Raw genomic sequence first — 17,007 nt, forward strand, 5'->3', positions numbered from 1 at the left:
CAAATGATTTTTATGTTAGAGGTAGATAGGTGAAAAGGTATAGATTTTCTTGCTTTTCCATCCACTTTTAATAATAAATACCTATATAAGCTGAAAAATTACCGGTTTTAACCGATTAAATATGGAGATACAAAAAACAGTATAAGTTAGGTGGAAAAAATGATTATTTTGAATGAGTCGATTGTGTCGCCAATTCTTCTAAAGGTGTTAGAGGAACAGCAAATTCCAGTATTGGAACAAGGTCAATGGGGAGACACATTAAAATCAGAAAAGCTAAACATTCAAAAGGATACAGAATTTTTCAAGTCCGTGGAAAAGGACAAAAGAATTCTTACAAACTCTGAAAATGGCATAACACTATTAGGGCATTTTCAACCGGATAGCAATGAATACATTTGGTCAAAGTTATTGAAGGATAAGAGTCAGGTGCGAAATTTGACGAAATCTTTATATCCTGATTTCTATTTCCAAGATATAGATTTATCCATGATAAGTGAGCTGGATATAAATCAAATAACGTTTCCGGTAGTTATCAAACCCAATATTGGCTATTCCAGTGTAGGTGTGCACAAAGTCAAGAATGAACAGGATTGGGATATAGCCGTGAACCAGCTTAAAGCGGATTTACTTCATTCGGATGGATTATATGATTCAGAAGTGGTCGGTTCCCAGACCGTTTTAATAGAAGAGTGGATTCAGGGTGGAGAGTATGCCATTGATGGTTATTACAATCAAGATGGTGAACCGGTCATTTTGAATGTCTTCAAACGATTATTCAAGGATGATTACGATACTTCCGATCGAATTTATTATACTTCGAAGTTGGCCATTGAGTACACTTTGAAATCCGCAAAAAGGGAAACCGGGTGATACCCATCGAAATCAATCCCCTGCGTTTTGCTGGGGCGGGTACAACAGATCTAGGTTACCATGCCTATGGAATGAATATGTATGAACACTATTTTTCAGGAACGAAACCCGATTGGAATCGGATATTGGAAGAGATGGACGATCGAATATATAGCTTATTCTTTGCAGAGGTTCCGCTTGAAATAAATCCGGAAGATGTTGCACGTATTGATAATGATGGACTTCGTCATGAATTCGAACATGTTTTGGAATATAGGCAGCTTCCTTTTCAAAATGACCGGAGCATGGCCATCATCTTTTATAGAAGTGAGGATTTGAATGAAAATCTCCAATTGCTTCATTTGGATTTAATACCATATTTGACTATAAAACACCTGGTTTTCAACTAAGGGGGGCATGGAAATGAGATTTTCAAAGCTGAATCCTAAAAAATCTCTATTGGCAAAACTATTCTTGTTTTATATTATTCCTTTCGTGATTTTCGCAGGGGCCATGGGCCTTTGCTTTTCCTATATTACTAATAAAATGATCAATGAGAATGTCCTTCCGCAATTCGATGATCGCCTTTCTGAAAATGCCCACAGTTTAGCAGCGAGCCTCAATCCCACTTTGATAAACAAGGCTTCCGAACGGGGCGAAGAGATTAAGCGGAAACTGGATGCCTTTGAAGGTAAAAAGGGAATTGAATATGTTTATGTTTTGAAGCGGGAGAATGATGCCGACATGATTGTAGCCTTGAGCGGCAGCGATGACTATATGGTGGAATCCCCCTTCACACCGGAACAGGCAAAATCGATAAATGGAAGCGAAGACGTCTTGAGTGAAATATATAAAGATAAGTGGGGAACACACAAGTCGTACTTTACGCCGATCGAAGGAACGGACGCGATTGTCGGAATCGATATGGATGCAAGCTTCATTGATGAATTGAAAAGCACAATGATATTCTATAATATCTTATTTCTTGCAAGTGCCGTTATATTGGGTGTGCTATGCGCCGTTGTCATCGGGAAAAAGATCTCGGGACCCGTCAATGAACTTGTTGGTTACACGAATGAAATGGCAAAAGGGGAATTAAGTAAATCGATTCCCGTTGGCAGAGAGGATGAGATTGGCGATCTGTCAAATGGATTTGAAGATATGAGATTAAGTTTGTCCCATATTATCCAGAATGTCCGTGAACACGCCCAAACGATGAATCAAACGACAGTTTCCATTCAGCAATCCTTTGAAGAGATGGTGGAATCCTATGGCCAGATAGTGACGGGGACAACGGAAGAAGCAAAGGCTTCGGAAGAACGTGCCCATCATATTGACCGGATTTCCAATATGATCAGTGACTTAACGGATACGATCCGTTTAATGAACGAGCAAACGAATGAAATGAATGAATTTACGATGCATGCAAATACACTTGCTGAACAAGGGAGTAACCAAGTGCAAGATGTAACGAGCCAGATGGATAAAATCATGGAAAACGGCCAAGCGAATAAAGCCAATTTGGTGAGCCTGGAAGAGGATGTAGTGAAGATAAATGAAGTGATTGGCCTAATAAGGGTGATTGCTTCCCAAACGAACCTGCTGTCCCTGAATGCGTCCATAGAAGCGGCACGGGCGGGTGATGCTGGTAGAGGTTTTGCCGTAGTCGCTCAAGAGGTGCAAAAATTGGCTGTGCAAACCGATGAATCCATCGATATCATTTCAGAATCGATTATGCGGATTAATGAACAAACAGCCAAGGTCATCCAAAATAATGATGAGAGTTTTCAGGATATACTAAATGGTGTTTCCTTAGTGGAAAACAATGGCGAGATTTTCAATAAGATATTCGAATCCGTAGAGAAATTGCTGAAAGGCACAGAACAATTGGCCACCCATTCGAAAAAAATCAATGAGTCTTCGGATGAAAGCCTGGCATCCATACAGGAAATTGCAGCGATTTCCGAAGAAGGAGTCGCAACAACGGAGCAAATCTCGGCAGCTGCCATTCAACAAAGTACCATAATGGCTGGATTGAAGGAACAAAATGAAGATTTAGCAAAAGAATCGGCGATTTTAGAAGAAATGGTAGAAAAGTTCATTACGGAAAAATAAATATTTGAAGTAAACAACTACAAAAACCTTTCATAATTTTGTTTACGGGAGGTTTTTGGAGATAAAATGGGTTCTATCTGAGTTTTTAAACATAGCTGATTGGAACGGAAGGTACGAGACTCCTGCGGGAAAGGGGGTCCAAGGGAGACCCCACAGGCGCTAAGCGCGCCGAGGGCGGACCGCCCGCGGAAAGCGAGTGCCTGGAGAGGAAATCAACGTTCCGTTTTACACTCCTTCAAAAAAATGTAGACAATCATAAATAATATCGAGTTTATCTACAGTTTGAAACCTCTTTAAACGAGAGGTTTTTGTTTGGAGTAATGCATGTAAGAGTTCATGTGTAATAGATAGAGTCACTTTCGTTGCTGCTTATTTTTTAATCGAATTGAGAGAGTATTAAAAATTGCAGGAAAAAAGTTTCTCCAAACTATTTGCAATCGCTACCATTTAATGTTATGCTTAGTCTTAATTATTTTTGTTCGGTACTAAGGATACTAAAAGTACTACTTTTCGTTTTCGATGATGACTTAGAGCAAGGATAGTAATACATTGTGCTTAGATGCACTAGGAGGCAACAACAATGGAACAAGGTAAAGTAAAATGGTTTAACGCAGAAAAAGGTTTTGGATTCATCGAACGCGAAAACGGAGACGACGTATTCGTACATTTCTCAGCTATCCAAAGCGAAGGTTTCAAATCTTTAGACGAAGGCCAAGAAGTTACTTTTGAAGTAGAACAAGGTCAACGCGGACCTCAAGCTTCTAACGTTCAAAAAGCATAATTTCAATAACAAAAAAGACGGATCCTTTTTAAAGGGTCCGTCTTTTTTGTTTTGTGAAAATACATAACAAAAAACCCTGCTAAACGATAAGCAGGGTAAATGGTACAAGTAAAGTAAAACACTTAAAAAGGTTTGACTAAGTATATCATAGTTTTTCTAAAAAATACTAAATTAAATATATTATACGTATCAAGGTAACGATAGGTAATTACTGAAATCATTGATTGAAGGGGCGTAAAGGAATTTATGTCCCTTCTTTTTTTCGCCTGAAGATCAGGGAAGAGGGCAGCATGAACTTTTTGTTAGCAAAAAGGGAAACAAAAAAACGATGGCCCACATATAAAAACATATGGGCACTTTCATTCATTTCTTTGGGAAGTGGAAAAGAATCTTATACATTCAAATATGGATTTGAATATTCAGGGAATTATGTTATATTATAATCAAACGAATATTTGAATGAGAGGTGTGAGAAGATGACGGAACTGAAAGATATATGTGATGTTCACCTGCATGATGAAGTGAAGGTCAATCGCATTCAAGAGGAAATGGGCCAGGTGGATATATCCAGCATGTCGAAGCTGTTTAAGGTTATAGGCGATGAAAATAGGGCGAAGATAGCTTATGCGCTCTGTACGGACGAGGAATTGTGTGTGTGCGATCTGGCCAATATCATTGGTGCTTCGATGGCGACGACGTCACATCATCTTCGTACCCTTTATAAACATGCAATCGTAAAATATCGAAAAGAAGGTAAGTTGGCTTTTTATTCTTTGGATGATCACCATATTAAGCAATTGATTCTCATTGCATTAGAACATCAGCAGGAGGTAAGGGCCGATGGCTGAGTCCCCAATGAAAACATATCGTATCCAGGGTCTATCCTGCACGAATTGTGCGGCTAAATTCGAGAACAATGTCCGTGAACTAGAGGGTGTGAAGGATGCCAAAATCAACTTTGGCGCCTCGAAGATATCGGTACAGGGCAGCGCGACCATTGAACAGATTGAAAAGGCGGGAGCTTTCGATAACCTGAAGATCCGCGGTGAACAGGAACAGGCAACTCAAAAGGAACCATTTTGGAAGCAAAGGGAAAATATTAAAGTGGTATTTTCGGTTATCTTATTGCTGGTAAGCTGGATATTGGATAATCGATATGCTGATGGAAGCATCATGCCGGTAATCGGTTATGCGGCTGCAATCATAGTTGGAGGATATTCATTATTTGTCAGTGGTTTGAAAAACCTTGTAAGGCTTCGCTTTGATATGCACACCCTTATGACGGTTGCCATTTTCGGGGCGGCCGTGCTTGGTGAATGGGGCGAGGGCGCGACCGTCGTCATTCTATTTGCGATAAGTGAAGCATTGGAAAAATATTCGATGGATAAGGCACGTAATTCCATCGAATCATTAATGAACATCGCACCTAAAGAAGCTTTGATCCGCAGAGGGCATCATGAAATGATGGTTGCTGTTGATGAGATTGAAGTGGGCGACATCATGATCGTTAAACCTGGTCAAAAGCTTGCAATGGATGGCCGGATCATGAAGGGCGCCTCGACACTTAATCAAGCAGCCATTACTGGTGAATCCGAGCCGGTTTTTAAAACGGTTGAGGGTGAAGTATTTGCCGGAACCCTAAATGGTGAAGGGCTGCTCGAAGTGGAGGTCACGAAGCGGGTCGAGGATACGACGATTGCAAAAATCATCCACCTTGTTGAAGAAGCACAGGCCGAAAAGGCTCCTTCCCAAGCCTTCGTGGATAAATTCGCAAAATTTTATACGCCGGCCATCATGCTCATTGCCCTGGCCATTGCGGTATTACCCCCGATCGTGATGAACGGGGATTGGAGTGAATGGATTTATCGGGGATTGGCAGTACTGGTTGTCGGCTGTCCTTGTGCTTTGGTCATTTCCACGCCCATCGCCATCGTGACAGCAATCGGAAATGCTGCGAAACATGGTGTGCTGATTAAAGGCGGGGTCCATTTGGAGGAAGCGGGAGCCTTAAAGGCAATCGCGTTTGATAAAACGGGTACTTTAACAAAGGGCGTACCTGAGGTGACCGATTTCAAAATGTTATCTGATGTGTTGAATGAACAGGACGTGCTGGCTATCGCCGCTGCTTTAGAAAGCAGATCACAGCATCCCCTTGCCACGGCCATTCTTCAAAAGGCGGAAACCTCCGATGTGGACTATCATTCTTTATTGGTGGAGGATTTTACTGCGATCACGGGTAAAGGGGTAAAGGGGAAAATCAATCAAGAAATCTATTACATTGGTAAACCCCACCTTTTTGTGGAAGAGGCAGGTTTCGTTTTCTCTGATGATGTGCTTAAATTAATCAGTGGCTATCAAAATACAGGGAAAACGGTGATGGTGCTTGGCGATCAAGTGAAGCTCCTGGCACTCATCGCGGTGTCTGATGAAATAAGGGAAAGCAGTAAGGAAGCCATTCGGAAACTGCATGCTTTAGGCATTGAAAAAACGATCATGCTGACTGGCGATAATATCGGAACGGCAAAAGCGATTGGAGCGGCAGCTGGCGTTCATGAGATTGAGGCGGAGCTATTGCCGCAGGATAAATTGACCATCATCAAACGATGGAAACAAAAATACGATCGAGTGGCCATGGTAGGCGATGGTGTCAATGATGCTCCGGCCTTGGCAGCTTCCACGGTAGGAATCGCAATGGGAGGGGCGGGCACGGATACGGCCCTGGAAACAGCCGATATTGCCTTAATGGGTGATGACTTATCGAAGCTGCCTTATACAATCCGCTTAAGCCGCAAAACATTAAAAATCATTAAGCAGAACATCACGTTTTCATTGGTGATTAAAGTCCTGGCCTTATTATTGATAGCGCCGGGCTGGTTAACACTTTGGATGGCGATTTTTGCCGACATGGGTGCGACGCTATTAGTTACATTGAACAGTCTTAGGTTATTGAGAATAAAAGAATAGAATAATATGGGCTCCCTGGTGCATCTTAAGGTGCACCAGGGAGCTTTTATTTTGAGCTTTCCAATTGTTTCATGTGAAACTTTGAAAAAAGTAGTCGGTCGTCATATTTTTTTGTAGAAAGTAAAAGGAAGTCCCATAAAAACACTTTGCTAAGGGCAGTAACCGTTATGCAAGCGATGCCTGGTATGCTACAATGTGCTGGCTTTTAGGCAGCATGACAGTTTGTTTAAGTATAATATAGGGAGTAAGGTATGTACGGAAGGGATTTGAAATGATGGAATTACAGCAGAGGGCAATTTTGGTTGGAGTCAATCTCAACGGTTCAAAGGATTTTGAGTATTCGATGGAGGAATTGGCCAATTTAACGGAAGCATGTGAGGTAGAGGTTGCAGGGACCATCTCACAAAATTTGCATCGGGTGAACTCATCACATTTTATCGGTACCGGGAAGATCGAGGAAGTGAAAAATCTCGTTGAGCATAAAGAAGCTAATGTCGTCATTTTTAATGACCAGCTCTCCCCTTCGCAACTTCGTAATCTGGAGAGGGACATGGATTGCAAGGTGATTGACCGGACAATCTTGATTCTGGATATTTTTGCGCATCGGGCGAAAACGAAGGAAGCACAGCTTCAGGTAGAAGTGGCAAAGCTGCAGTATATGCTCCCGCGTCTCGTTGGTTTAAGGGAGTCACTAGGGCGTCAGAGCGGCGGGGTTGGTACAAACAAAGGAGCAGGTGAAAAGCAGTTAGAGCTTGACCGCAGGAGGATCGAGGAAAATATAAGTGTTTTGAATAAAGAACTGGAAGACCTTGTTGCACACAGGCAAACGCAGAGGAAACAGCGGAAAAAGAATGCCATCCCTGTCGTATCCTTAGTCGGTTATACCAATGCAGGTAAATCTTCGATCATGAATGCACTGATTGAGATGTTCCATCCAACTGCAGAGAAGCAGGTGTTGGAGAAGGATATGCTGTTCGCTACGCTTGAGACGTCCGTCCGAAACATTCCGCTGCCGGATAAAAAGGAATTCTTATTGACGGATACGGTGGGATTTGTGTCTAAATTGCCTCATCATCTAGTGAAGGCATTCCGATCCACATTGGAAGAAGTGGTAGAAGCGGATCTGTTGATCCATGTTGTCGATTTTTCCAATCCTAATCATGAGCAGCAAATAGAGATAACGGAAAAGACTTTAAACGATATAGGCATTAAAGGGATTCCGACGATCTTTGCGTATAATAAATCGGACCTAACCGATTTGGTTATCCCTCAGGTGAATCGTGGCTCTGTATATATGTCAGCAAAAAACAAAGTTGGCATCGAGGAATTGATAAATCAAATTCGCAAGCATATTTTTGTCGACTATACTCACTGTGAAATGCTGATTCCATTTGATCAAGGGCAGCTGGTTTCTTATTTCAATGAAAATGGCCACATAACGGAAACTGAATATGAGGCGCTCGGATATCGAATAAAGCTTGAGTGCAAGAAAACGGATTATGAGAAATATAAACGATACGTTATACATCCGGAATGAGCCTGCCTGTTGATAAATTGTTAATGGGTTGTTGATAAGTGGAAAAGTCGATTCGTTAATGTGGATAACTTTTGGTGAAGTGCCTCTGTTCTGCAAAAACAAAGAGAATAACGCCATATAATATGTGAATAAGTTGTGGATAAAAGTGAAAAGACCCAGGAAACCAAGAATTTTCGTTTCTGGGCTTTTTTTATGTGGACAAAGTGTTGATAAGCAGGTAATCGGAACAAATCAGCCAAAAATATCAGTAAGTATGATGAAAAGTAAGGTTGGATGTAGAAAAATGACGAGGTTTATCACTTATTGTTAGGAAATATAACATGAATATTACATATTGCAAATTTAGTGCCTGGAAATACTTTACACTTTGTATAATGTAACTTGCTTTTCAACATTATAGAATAAAGAATACTCAATTCTCTGATTTATCATCAGGATTTGAGTTTTTAAGATTAGTAGGGGGGGCTTTTTTGTGTTTGAAGGAAACAGGGACCGGGGCGTGGCCAGTGAGAGAATGAGAGAGAAAATAATAAACAAAATGAGAGGTTTTTGGCTGGGAAATCGCCATGACTTGTTAGGTGATTAAATTGATGGAAACCATGTTGGCAATGCTTTCAATCGTTTAAATATGAGGACAGCAGAGAGAATGCACGCAATTCCTCCCTTTTTATTTTTCAAAAATAAATGTTTGGAAGGAGAAATAGTGGATGAGTATGACGAGCCCGTTAAAAGGTGGTCTAGAGATTAACTTTCAGGAAGCGGAGAGGGGATTATCCCCAAGGGAAGCTTTGGAAGAATCAAATCGATGTTTATACTGCTATGATGCCCCATGTATCCAAGCCTGTCCGACAGGAATAGATATTCCCGGTTTTATCAAGAAGATAGCATCAGGTAATTTTAAAGGATCGGCCAAGACAATCATGACGGCCAATCCTGTCGGTGCCAGCTGTGCGCGGGTATGTCCGACTGAAGAGTTATGTGAGGGGGCATGTGTCCTGAACCATTCTACAAAGCCGATCATGATCGGCAATCTCCAGCGTTATTCCACAGATTGGGCCATCCAAAATAAACAAGCCCTATTCAAGGCCGGGAAGAAGAATGGCAAAAAAGTTGCCATTGTAGGAAGCGGTCCGGCGGGTTTGTCTGCAGCAAGGGAGCTAGCCTTGCTTGGCTACAGTGTAACCATTTTCGAAGCTGAAAAGAATCCAGGCGGATTAAATACTTACGGAATTGTATCGTTCCGTTTACCTCAGAGCATTTCTTATTGGGAAGTCGAACAAGTAAAGAGTTTGGATGTTGATATTAAAACGAATACACGGGTCGGGGTGGATGTTTCCGCAAATCAGCTGATTGCCGACCATGATGCGGTCATTTTAGCGATAGGCATGTCCGATGTTCCTAAACTTGGGATTGAAGGGGAGGATTTAGCTGAAGTTTATGATGCAATCGATTTCGTAAAGGCAACGAAAACAGGGACAATCACTGATAAATTCATTGGGAAGAAGATGGCGGTGATTGGGGCTGGAAACACGGCGATCGATGCCGCGACCTGTTCCATTCGCCTGGGCGCCGAACAGGTGAGCATTATTTATCGTCGTACCCAAAAGGAAATGACTGCCTATGATTTTGAATATGAGTTTGCCAAACAAGAAGGTGTCGGTTTTCACTGGCTGACTGCCCCCTCCAGGATCCTATCGGATGAAAGCGGTCAGGTAACGGGTATCGAGTGCGTAAAAATGGTGCTTAGCGAGGCAGGTGAAGATGGCCGGCGCCGTCCAGTCCAAATTACCGGATCAGAGTTCGTCATTCCGGTCGATGGCGTCATTCGTGCCATAGGCCAATCAAGGTATGTAGGATTGATTGAACAGTTCGGCATCCAACATGATGATGGCGTCGTAACATTGGAGGGTGATTCCTACAGGACATCGAATGAAAAGATCTTTGCGTGCGGTGACGTGATCTTCGGAAAAGGCCAAGGTGAGGCAATGGTTGTTTCAGCTGCCCAGCAAGGGAAAAAGACAGCCTATGAAATTGACTCGATTTTGATGGGCGAAGCGGTGGATATTGCTTAAATAACTATGAAAAATAGGAGGCTTATCATGGCTGATTTATCAATTGATCTTGCAGGTATTAAATCTCCCAATCCTTTTTGGCTTGCTTCAGCACCACCTACTAATTCGGGTTATCAAGTTCAGCGTGCATTTGAAGCTGGCTGGGGAGGAGCTGTTTGGAAGACATTGGGTGACCCCATCCTGAATGTCTCATCACGTTTTGCAGCGGTCAGTTTTAATGGACAAAGAGTTGCCGGGTTCAACAATATAGAATTGATAACGGACCGTCCGCTGGAAGTGAATCTGAAGGAAATATATGAAACGAAGAAGAGGTTCCCTGATCATGCAATCATTGCATCGGTGATGGTGGAGCCACAACAGGAAAAGTGGCATGAGATCATCAAGCGCATAGAAGATGTAGGGGTCGATGGTTACGAGTTGAACTTTGGCTGCCCGCACGGTATGGCAGAGCGTGGGATGGGAGCTGCTTCGGGACAGGTTCCAGAACTGGTTGAAAAGCAAACATACTGGGCGAAGGAAGCTGCATCCAAACCAGTCATCGTCAAGCTTACACCCAATATAACCGACATTACGGTTACGGCTGAAGCGGCGGTGCGCGGCGGTGCGGATGCAATAAGCATGATCAATACGATCAACAGCCTGGCAGGAGTGGATATCCATTCATGGAATACGATTCCCCATGTAGGCGGCAAGGGTGCTCACGGAGGGTATTGCGGTCCCGCTGTGAAGCCGATTGCTTTGAATATGGTGGCAGAGTGTGCAAGGAATAAAATGATCAATGTTCCCATTTCGGGAATTGGCGGCATTTCAAATTGGCAGGATACGGTGGAATTTTTGCTGATGGGTTCGACTGGAGTGCAAATTTGCACGGCTGCCATGCATCACGGTTTTAGAATAGTTGAAGACTTGATCGATGGACTGTCCAATTATCTTGATGAAAAAGGGATATCCTCCGTGGTGGATATTGTCGGTAAGTCCGTACCGCGCTATTCCGACTGGGGGAACTTAGATCTTAATTATAAGGTCGTTGCGCGCATTAATAATGATGTGTGCATTAACTGCAATAAATGCCATATAGCGTGTGAAGATACATCTCATCAATGTATAGATATGTTAAAGGACACGTCAGGCAGCTCATTCTTGAGAGTGCGAGAAGAGGATTGCGTAGGCTGTAATCTATGCTCGATCGTCTGTCCGGCAGATGGGGCGATCGATATGATCGAATTGACAAATGAATTACCGCCAATGACGTGGAATGAACGCCAATCGTTCCTTGGGGGCATAAGCAGTGAAAGTGTTGATTTCGTAAAATGATGGAGGGGTCGAATATGAAGAAAATCATTAAAAATGGAACGATTGCAACGGCTGCAGATACGTATCAAGCGGATATATTGATTGAAAATGAGAAGATTACAATGATTGGCAAGGACCTGTCGGCTGAGGGGGCTGAAATCATTGATGCAAAAGGCGCATATATTTTTCCGGGGGGCATTGATCCGCATACCCATCTCGATATGCCATTTGGCGGGACAACGACAAAGGATGATTATGAAACAGGCACAATCGCTGCTGCATATGGAGGCACGACAACGATCATCGATTTTTGCCTGACCGAAAAAGGGGTGCCTTTAAAGAAAGCAATTGAAACATGGCATGAAAAGGCCAATGAAAAAGCGGCCATAGATTATGGTTTTCATTTAATGATCAGTGAGATTAATGATGAAGTATTGGCTGAGTTGCCAAGTATCATCGATAATGAAGGGATTTCGTCCTTTAAAGTGTTCATGGCTTACAAGAATGTTTTTCAAGCGGATGATGCCACGCTATACCGCACTTTGTTGCATGCAAAGGAACTTGGCGCACTTGTCATGGTTCATGCTGAGAATGGTGATGTCATCGATTATCTTACAAAGCAGGCGCTTGCCGAAGGGAACACCGATCCAATTTACCATGCATTAACAAGGCCTCCGGAGCTTGAAGGGGAAGCAACTGGACGTGCAGCTAAACTGACGGAAATGGCAAATGGCCAGCTCTATGTCGTTCATGTTACCTGTGAAGATGCGGTTGAAAAGATCACTGAGGCAAGGAATAAAGGGGTGGATATTTGGGGTGAGACTTGTCCGCAATATTTGGTTCTTGACCAGTCTTATCTTGAAAAGCCCCATTTTGAAGGATCTAAGTATGTATGGTCCCCGCCGTTAAGGGAGAAGAAAAACCAGGAAGTGCTATGGAATGCTTTGAAAATGGGGCAGCTGCAAACGATTGGCTCCGATCAATGCTCTTTTGACTTTAAGGGACAGAAGGAACTTGGACGTGAAGATTTCACGAAAATCCCGAACGGCGGCCCAACGATCGAGGACCGCATGAGTATCCTCTTTTCTGAAGGGGTCATGAAAGAGCGCATTACTTTGAATCAATTCGTCGACATGACCTCTACGCGTGCTGCCAAACTATTTGGGTTATTCCCTAAGAAAGGGACGATTGCCGTAGGCTCGGATGCTGATATTGTCATTTTTGACCCGAAAGTTGAAAGAGCCATTTCTGCAGATACTCATCACATGGCGGTGGATTATAATGCGTTTGAGGGTATGGAAATTACGGGTGAGCCGGTTTCCGTTTTATCGAGAGGTCAATTCGTCATTAAAGACAAACAATTTGTAGGCGAAGCTGGAAAAGGACAATTCTTGAAACGGGCAAAATATAATTCGGCGCTAAAGCCGGATACCGTGAAAAAGCTTACAGTCTAACTTCGGTAAGGAATCTTGCAAATTAAATTAGGGGGATTTTTATGAGTGAGAAGAAAGATTATTTAAAGTCTCCCGATTTGCTGCCTATACCTCATAGTGAGAAAAACATAAGTGCAGCCGGATTTGGTTTCATTTGGGTGGGCATGGCTGTAGTATTGGCTGCCTTCGCGATCGGTGGGAACGGTGTTCAAAGTTTATCCTTAGGCTGGGTCGTTCTTGCAACTGTCATTGCCTGTGTGGTTCTCGGCTTTTTGATGACAATGACAGGGGATATTGGTGTTGAACATGGAATATCATTTCCAGTCTATATGAGGGCGCCGTTCGGTACGATTGGCACCCACATCCCTTCGGTTGTGCGCGGTTTTGTAGCGTCATGCTGGTTCGGCCTCAATACTTACTTTGGAGCCACTGCAATGAACGCTATCTTTACAACTCTTTTTGACTTTGATAATTGGTTTATCTGCTTCCTCATTTTTGCCGTTTTACAATTAGTCAACACGGCAATGGGAATAAAGTCGATTGAACGATTCGCCGACTTGGCGGCGCCCGTCATCATTCTAATTTCTGGATGGATGTATTTCACTCTATCCGATCAGGCTGTGGCCCAAGGAAGGGAGGTATGGTCCTGGATTGAAAGTCCGGTCACTGGCGGGGCCGCCGCAACGGCTTTCATGGTCGTCATTATGGCAAATATGGGATTTTGGGGCACATTGACTGCAGATATGCCCACGCTTTCCCGCTATATAAAGGCACCAAAAAATGAAAAAAATTGGTTCAAGCGCAATAAGGGGCAAATAATTGGGAATATTATCACCTATCCCATCACCCAGACGTTCATGGTGATTATCGGAGCGGTTTCTTATATGGCTGTTTCCAATTATGACCCTGTAGTTGCCATACAGGGATCAGCAAATGGAATTGCCCTCGGCGTCCTTTTGATCATGATCGTATTTGCTCAATGGTCGACGAATACTACGGCCAATGTCATTCCCGCAGCTACCATTTTCTCCAATGTCATGGGTCCTAAAATGCCATTTTGGGCGGGAGTCGTTGTAGCGGGGGTTATTGGGATAGTAGTTCAGCCATGGAGCCTGTTCGGCATCATCATAGAAGTTTTATTAATAATAGGTGGAATCCTGGCATCCATTGTCGGCATCCTGGTAGCGGATTACTATTTCCTTCGTAAACGGAGAGTGAATGTACAAGAACTCTATGAAAGTGAAGGCCAGTATAAGTACTTGAATGGAGTCAATTGGGCAGGAATCATTTCTTGGGTGATTGGAGGAATCGGTGCCACGATTTTTTCAAATTATTCGTTTATTATCGGTTTCCTTCTCGGCGGTGCTAGTTATTTTATATTAGCTAAGTATTGGTGGTTCAAGCGATATGAACAAGCTGAAATCATCGATCCGAGCGATGAGAAATATTTAGGCATTTCAGTTGGAAGGGATTGGATAATTGAAAAAGGTCCAGAACTTGAGGAAGAGATGGTTTTTACGGCTTCGACCGGCAAGGAGAACGTTTGAAAAAGGGGGAATGGAAATGTCCGAATATCAAGAGTATCGCTTAGAAAGGGAACAAATCGATTTTTTGCTTGAAAGAGGATATCGAATCACCCGGGTTTCCGAAAGTTTAAGTGGAGCCTTTCTCGATTTTGAACTGATTGAAGGAACGAAGCAGGAATGGAAGCAATTGAACATCAAAACCCCGGAAGGAAGGAAATACTTCTCTACATTGCTTTTCAAAAAAAAATTGAATTGAAATAGTTGCGGACCGGGCCTATTCCTCATGAATGGGTCCTTTTTGTTCGAGTTTTTTGTAGAATTTTGACGTTAGATTTTCTGACAAGTGTCTGGAGATTTAAGGGTTGTCCGTTTATAATAGATTTTAAAGCAGTTTTATAAAAGGATGTGGCTGGATGAATACATCGATTACAATCGAGGAAATTCTAACACGCAAGCATTTTAATCTGACGGATATAATTGCAGGCAGCAGTGGGATAAAGCGTCAAGTGAAGTGGGTCCACTGCATGGAAGTCACCCAAATCAGCCATTTGTTAAATGGAAACGAACTGATACTGACTACCGGTTTAGGGTGGAAAGACTGCGATGACACATTTCTATCCTGCTTAAGACAATTAATAGAATGCGATGCAGCTGGACTCTGTATAGAGATCGGCGCCAACACCATGGCAGTGCCGCAATGTGCCATCGATCTCGCTAATGAACGGCAATTCCCTATCATCCTATTTCATGAAGAAGTCCCTTTCGTGGAAATCACGCAGGATATACATTCCCTTATCATCAATAAACAATATCAGATGATCTCCAACTTAGAAAACTACTCACAGCAGTTAAATAAAAATCTCCTCGAAATTGACCATTATGAACCAATCCTAAAATTTCTCCACAGCTATTTAAATGTACAGGTTATTCTTATCTTTAATGAAAATGATATAGCCAGCATTCCAAAAATAAAGAAAAAAACAACCTATCAAATGGTAGCGGACATATATGAAGAGAAGCGGAAATTGGATAAAACCGTTCTTGGACAGCCGATTCAAGTGCTTGGTGAAAATTATGCTGAACTGCTCATTTGCAGCAACGGCAGGGAGTTGACTGATTTTGATTCATTGATCTTGGATCGAACGGCTACCGCATTGGCACAGCATCTATTAAGGGAGTTATATATAGAAGAAAAGAAAATGTCGGAAGAAAGTATATGGCTTACAAATTGGATTGAAGGTGAATATAGTGACGAAGCAATCCGGGAAAGGCTTTCCTATATTGATCCGAAAATGCAGTTGGATGGCGGAATTGTTTGCATTTGCAAACAACACCCAAAGTATAATAAAAATTCCGCAAAATTAGATGGAACCTATTTTAAGATAATGTTTAGAACTGTTTTTGAACAGTACGGCTTTCAGATATTTTCCATGGAAATACATCAGCATCTTGTTTTTATTTTAGGTGATAATCGTTCATCCGAAGATTGGAAATCAAGGGTTACAAGCGCGGTGGATCGAATCATGAAAATGGATGTAAGCGGGCGTAATCGTATGGGGCTGCTTTCCATTGGTTTTGGTAAGCATGTTCAAAGGTTAAGTGAGATTTATAAAAGTTATGAAACGGCCCGTGAGACGTTGCTGCTTCAGGATACATTACCAGAGGATAACAGGAGCTTCTTTTATCAGGACTTACATATGCATCGCATGATTTCACTCATAAATAAACATGGCAATCTGGAGGAAACGGTATATGAATATTTAGGTCCTGTCATTGAATACGACAAGCAAAACAATGGAGAGCTAATGCCTACCCTGAAGACATACCTTGCCTGTAACGGTTCTAAACAGGAGACATCAAAACAATTATTCATTGTCCGGCAAACGTTATATCATAGGCTTGAAAAATTGGAGAAACTGCTAGGTTCTGATTTTATGCGTTCCGATAAGCGTCTGGGCCTTGAATTCATGATTTTTGCATTGGACTTCTTACAATACAGCAGCAGGAAGATCAACGGGAAGTATGTAGATAAATATATTGGGAGATGAAAAGATAGTAAGACTGAAGGGTGTCCAGGGGACATCCTTTTTTGAATGCAAGGAAAGGGAGGCAGATAACAAGGTTAATGCTGACATCAAAATGGCCTATATAGCTCCTTGATGTCAGCATCTTTTATTAATATTCATCTTTTTTGGAAAGGCAGCGGTCACATTCCAAGAGGTAGGATTCAGCTTGTTCAATGATATGGGTCCCGCATTCCGTACATTGTTTAGGCGGCAGTGTCCTGAAGAATTCCAATGGGTTTTTGGTTTGCATGATGATTCCTCCTTATGATTTGGTTTAATCAGTCTTCGTGTTTGGAAAGGCAGCGGTCACATTCCAAGAGATAGGATTCAGCTTGTTCAATGATATGGGTCCCGCATTCCGTACATTGTTT

The 17,007-nt window shown here is 42.4% G+C and carries 15 protein-coding genes; 13 read left to right on the top strand and 2 right to left on the bottom strand.

The genetic code is table 11. The annotated features are described in order from the left end of the window. The first annotated feature begins 159 nt into the window (after window positions 1–159). The 13 genes from ADA55_RS28570 (at window position 160) to ADA55_RS16180 (ending at window position 16,618) form a co-directional block, all read left to right on the top strand. The gene (locus tag ADA55_RS28570; RefSeq protein ID WP_048685749.1) at window positions 160–870 is read left to right on the top strand and encodes an ATP-grasp domain-containing protein; all 711 of its coding nucleotides are present in this window, start codon (window positions 160–162) and stop codon (window positions 868–870) included. Beyond that, window positions 867–1,259 (top strand): hypothetical protein, encoded by a 393-nt coding sequence (locus ADA55_RS28575; protein ID WP_048685751.1) that lies wholly within the window; start codon window positions 867–869, stop codon window positions 1,257–1,259. Before ADA55_RS28570 ends, ADA55_RS28575 begins: the two co-directional genes overlap by 4 nt. A 13-nt stretch (window positions 1,260–1,272) precedes the next feature. Then, window positions 1,273–2,964 (top strand): methyl-accepting chemotaxis protein, encoded by a 1,692-nt coding sequence (locus ADA55_RS16130; protein ID WP_048685753.1) that lies wholly within the window; start codon window positions 1,273–1,275, stop codon window positions 2,962–2,964. Between the two features lie 580 nt (window positions 2,965–3,544). Further along, window positions 3,545–3,745, top strand: a complete 201-nt coding sequence (locus ADA55_RS16135; protein ID WP_034304915.1) for a cold-shock protein — start codon at window positions 3,545–3,547, stop codon at window positions 3,743–3,745. 476 nt (window positions 3,746–4,221) lie between these two features. After that, window positions 4,222–4,593, top strand: coding sequence for an ArsR/SmtB family transcription factor (locus tag ADA55_RS16140; RefSeq protein WP_048685756.1), 372 nt, complete (start codon window positions 4,222–4,224; stop codon window positions 4,591–4,593). Beyond that, entirely contained in the window at window positions 4,586–6,709 is a 2,124-nt protein-coding gene (locus tag ADA55_RS16145; protein ID WP_048685757.1) for a heavy metal translocating P-type ATPase, read from the top strand. The genes ADA55_RS16140 and ADA55_RS16145 overlap by 8 nt, the downstream gene beginning before the upstream one ends. A gap of 271 nt (window positions 6,710–6,980) precedes the next feature. Beyond that, the gene (hflX, locus tag ADA55_RS16150; protein WP_048685758.1) at window positions 6,981–8,246 is read left to right on the top strand and encodes a GTPase HflX; all 1,266 of its coding nucleotides are present in this window, start codon (window positions 6,981–6,983) and stop codon (window positions 8,244–8,246) included. A gap of 713 nt (window positions 8,247–8,959) precedes the next feature. After that, entirely contained in the window at window positions 8,960–10,318 is a 1,359-nt protein-coding gene (locus tag ADA55_RS16155) for an NAD(P)-dependent oxidoreductase (protein ID WP_375543390.1), read from the top strand. Between the two features lie 27 nt (window positions 10,319–10,345). Beyond that, window positions 10,346–11,632 (top strand): NAD-dependent dihydropyrimidine dehydrogenase subunit PreA, encoded by a 1,287-nt coding sequence (preA, locus tag ADA55_RS16160; RefSeq protein ID WP_048685762.1) that lies wholly within the window; start codon window positions 10,346–10,348, stop codon window positions 11,630–11,632. Window positions 11,633–11,646: 14 nt separating this feature from the next. Further along, on the top strand, window positions 11,647–13,065 hold the full coding sequence (hydA, locus tag ADA55_RS16165; protein WP_048685764.1) for a dihydropyrimidinase: 1,419 nt from the start codon (window positions 11,647–11,649) through the stop codon (window positions 13,063–13,065). Window positions 13,066–13,106: 41 nt separating this feature from the next. Continuing rightward, window positions 13,107–14,591: an NCS1 family transporter gene (locus ADA55_RS16170; protein WP_048685766.1), complete on the top strand. Its 1,485-nt coding sequence runs from the start codon at window positions 13,107–13,109 to the stop codon at window positions 14,589–14,591. A 16-nt stretch (window positions 14,592–14,607) separates the two neighbouring features. Beyond that, window positions 14,608–14,826, top strand: a complete 219-nt coding sequence (locus ADA55_RS16175) for a hypothetical protein (protein ID WP_034304894.1) — start codon at window positions 14,608–14,610, stop codon at window positions 14,824–14,826. A gap of 157 nt (window positions 14,827–14,983) precedes the next feature. Beyond that, window positions 14,984–16,618, top strand: a complete 1,635-nt coding sequence (locus ADA55_RS16180; RefSeq protein ID WP_048685769.1) for a PucR family transcriptional regulator — start codon at window positions 14,984–14,986, stop codon at window positions 16,616–16,618. A 127-nt stretch (window positions 16,619–16,745) separates the two neighbouring features. Here the strand turns inward: ADA55_RS16180 and yhfH (ADA55_RS28580) are convergent, their stop codons facing one another. Then, window positions 16,746–16,886 (bottom strand): protein YhfH, encoded by a 141-nt coding sequence (gene yhfH / locus ADA55_RS28580; protein WP_072274044.1) that lies wholly within the window; start codon window positions 16,884–16,886, stop codon window positions 16,746–16,748. Window positions 16,887–16,914: 28 nt separating this feature from the next. Further along, window positions 16,915–17,007 (bottom strand): protein YhfH (yhfH, locus tag ADA55_RS28585; protein ID WP_082162861.1); only part of this gene is annotated, 93 nt, incomplete at its 5' end.

Source organism: Bacillus sp. 220_BSPC (assembly GCF_001054655.1).
Lineage (GTDB): Bacteria > Bacillota > Bacilli > Bacillales > DSM-1321 > Peribacillus > Peribacillus frigoritolerans.

Bases quoted from the DNA above. Each gene is read 5' to 3' on its own strand.
- ADA55_RS16155 (WP_375543390.1), top strand. From the start codon at position 8,960: ATGACGAGCCCGTTAAAAGGTGGTCTAGAGATTAACTTTCAGGAAGCG.
- ADA55_RS16180 (WP_048685769.1), top strand. From the start codon at position 14,984: ATGAATACATCGATTACAATCGAGGAAATTCTAACACGCAAGCATTTT.
- ADA55_RS28570 (WP_048685749.1), top strand. From the start codon at position 160: ATGATTATTTTGAATGAGTCGATTGTGTCGCCAATTCTTCTAAAGGTG.
- ADA55_RS16145 (WP_048685757.1), top strand. From the start codon at position 4,586: ATGGCTGAGTCCCCAATGAAAACATATCGTATCCAGGGTCTATCCTGC.
- ADA55_RS16140 (WP_048685756.1), top strand. From the start codon at position 4,222: ATGACGGAACTGAAAGATATATGTGATGTTCACCTGCATGATGAAGTG.
- ADA55_RS16175 (WP_034304894.1), top strand. From the start codon at position 14,608: ATGTCCGAATATCAAGAGTATCGCTTAGAAAGGGAACAAATCGATTTT.
- ADA55_RS16130 (WP_048685753.1), top strand. From the start codon at position 1,273: ATGAGATTTTCAAAGCTGAATCCTAAAAAATCTCTATTGGCAAAACTA.
- ADA55_RS16135 (WP_034304915.1), top strand. From the start codon at position 3,545: ATGGAACAAGGTAAAGTAAAATGGTTTAACGCAGAAAAAGGTTTTGGA.
- hflX (WP_048685758.1), top strand. From the start codon at position 6,981: ATGATGGAATTACAGCAGAGGGCAATTTTGGTTGGAGTCAATCTCAAC.
- hydA (WP_048685764.1), top strand. From the start codon at position 11,647: ATGAAGAAAATCATTAAAAATGGAACGATTGCAACGGCTGCAGATACG.
- ADA55_RS16170 (WP_048685766.1), top strand. From the start codon at position 13,107: ATGAGTGAGAAGAAAGATTATTTAAAGTCTCCCGATTTGCTGCCTATA.
- preA (WP_048685762.1), top strand. From the start codon at position 10,346: ATGGCTGATTTATCAATTGATCTTGCAGGTATTAAATCTCCCAATCCT.
- yhfH (WP_072274044.1), bottom strand. From the start codon at position 16,886: ATGCAAACCAAAAACCCATTGGAATTCTTCAGGACACTGCCGCCTAAA.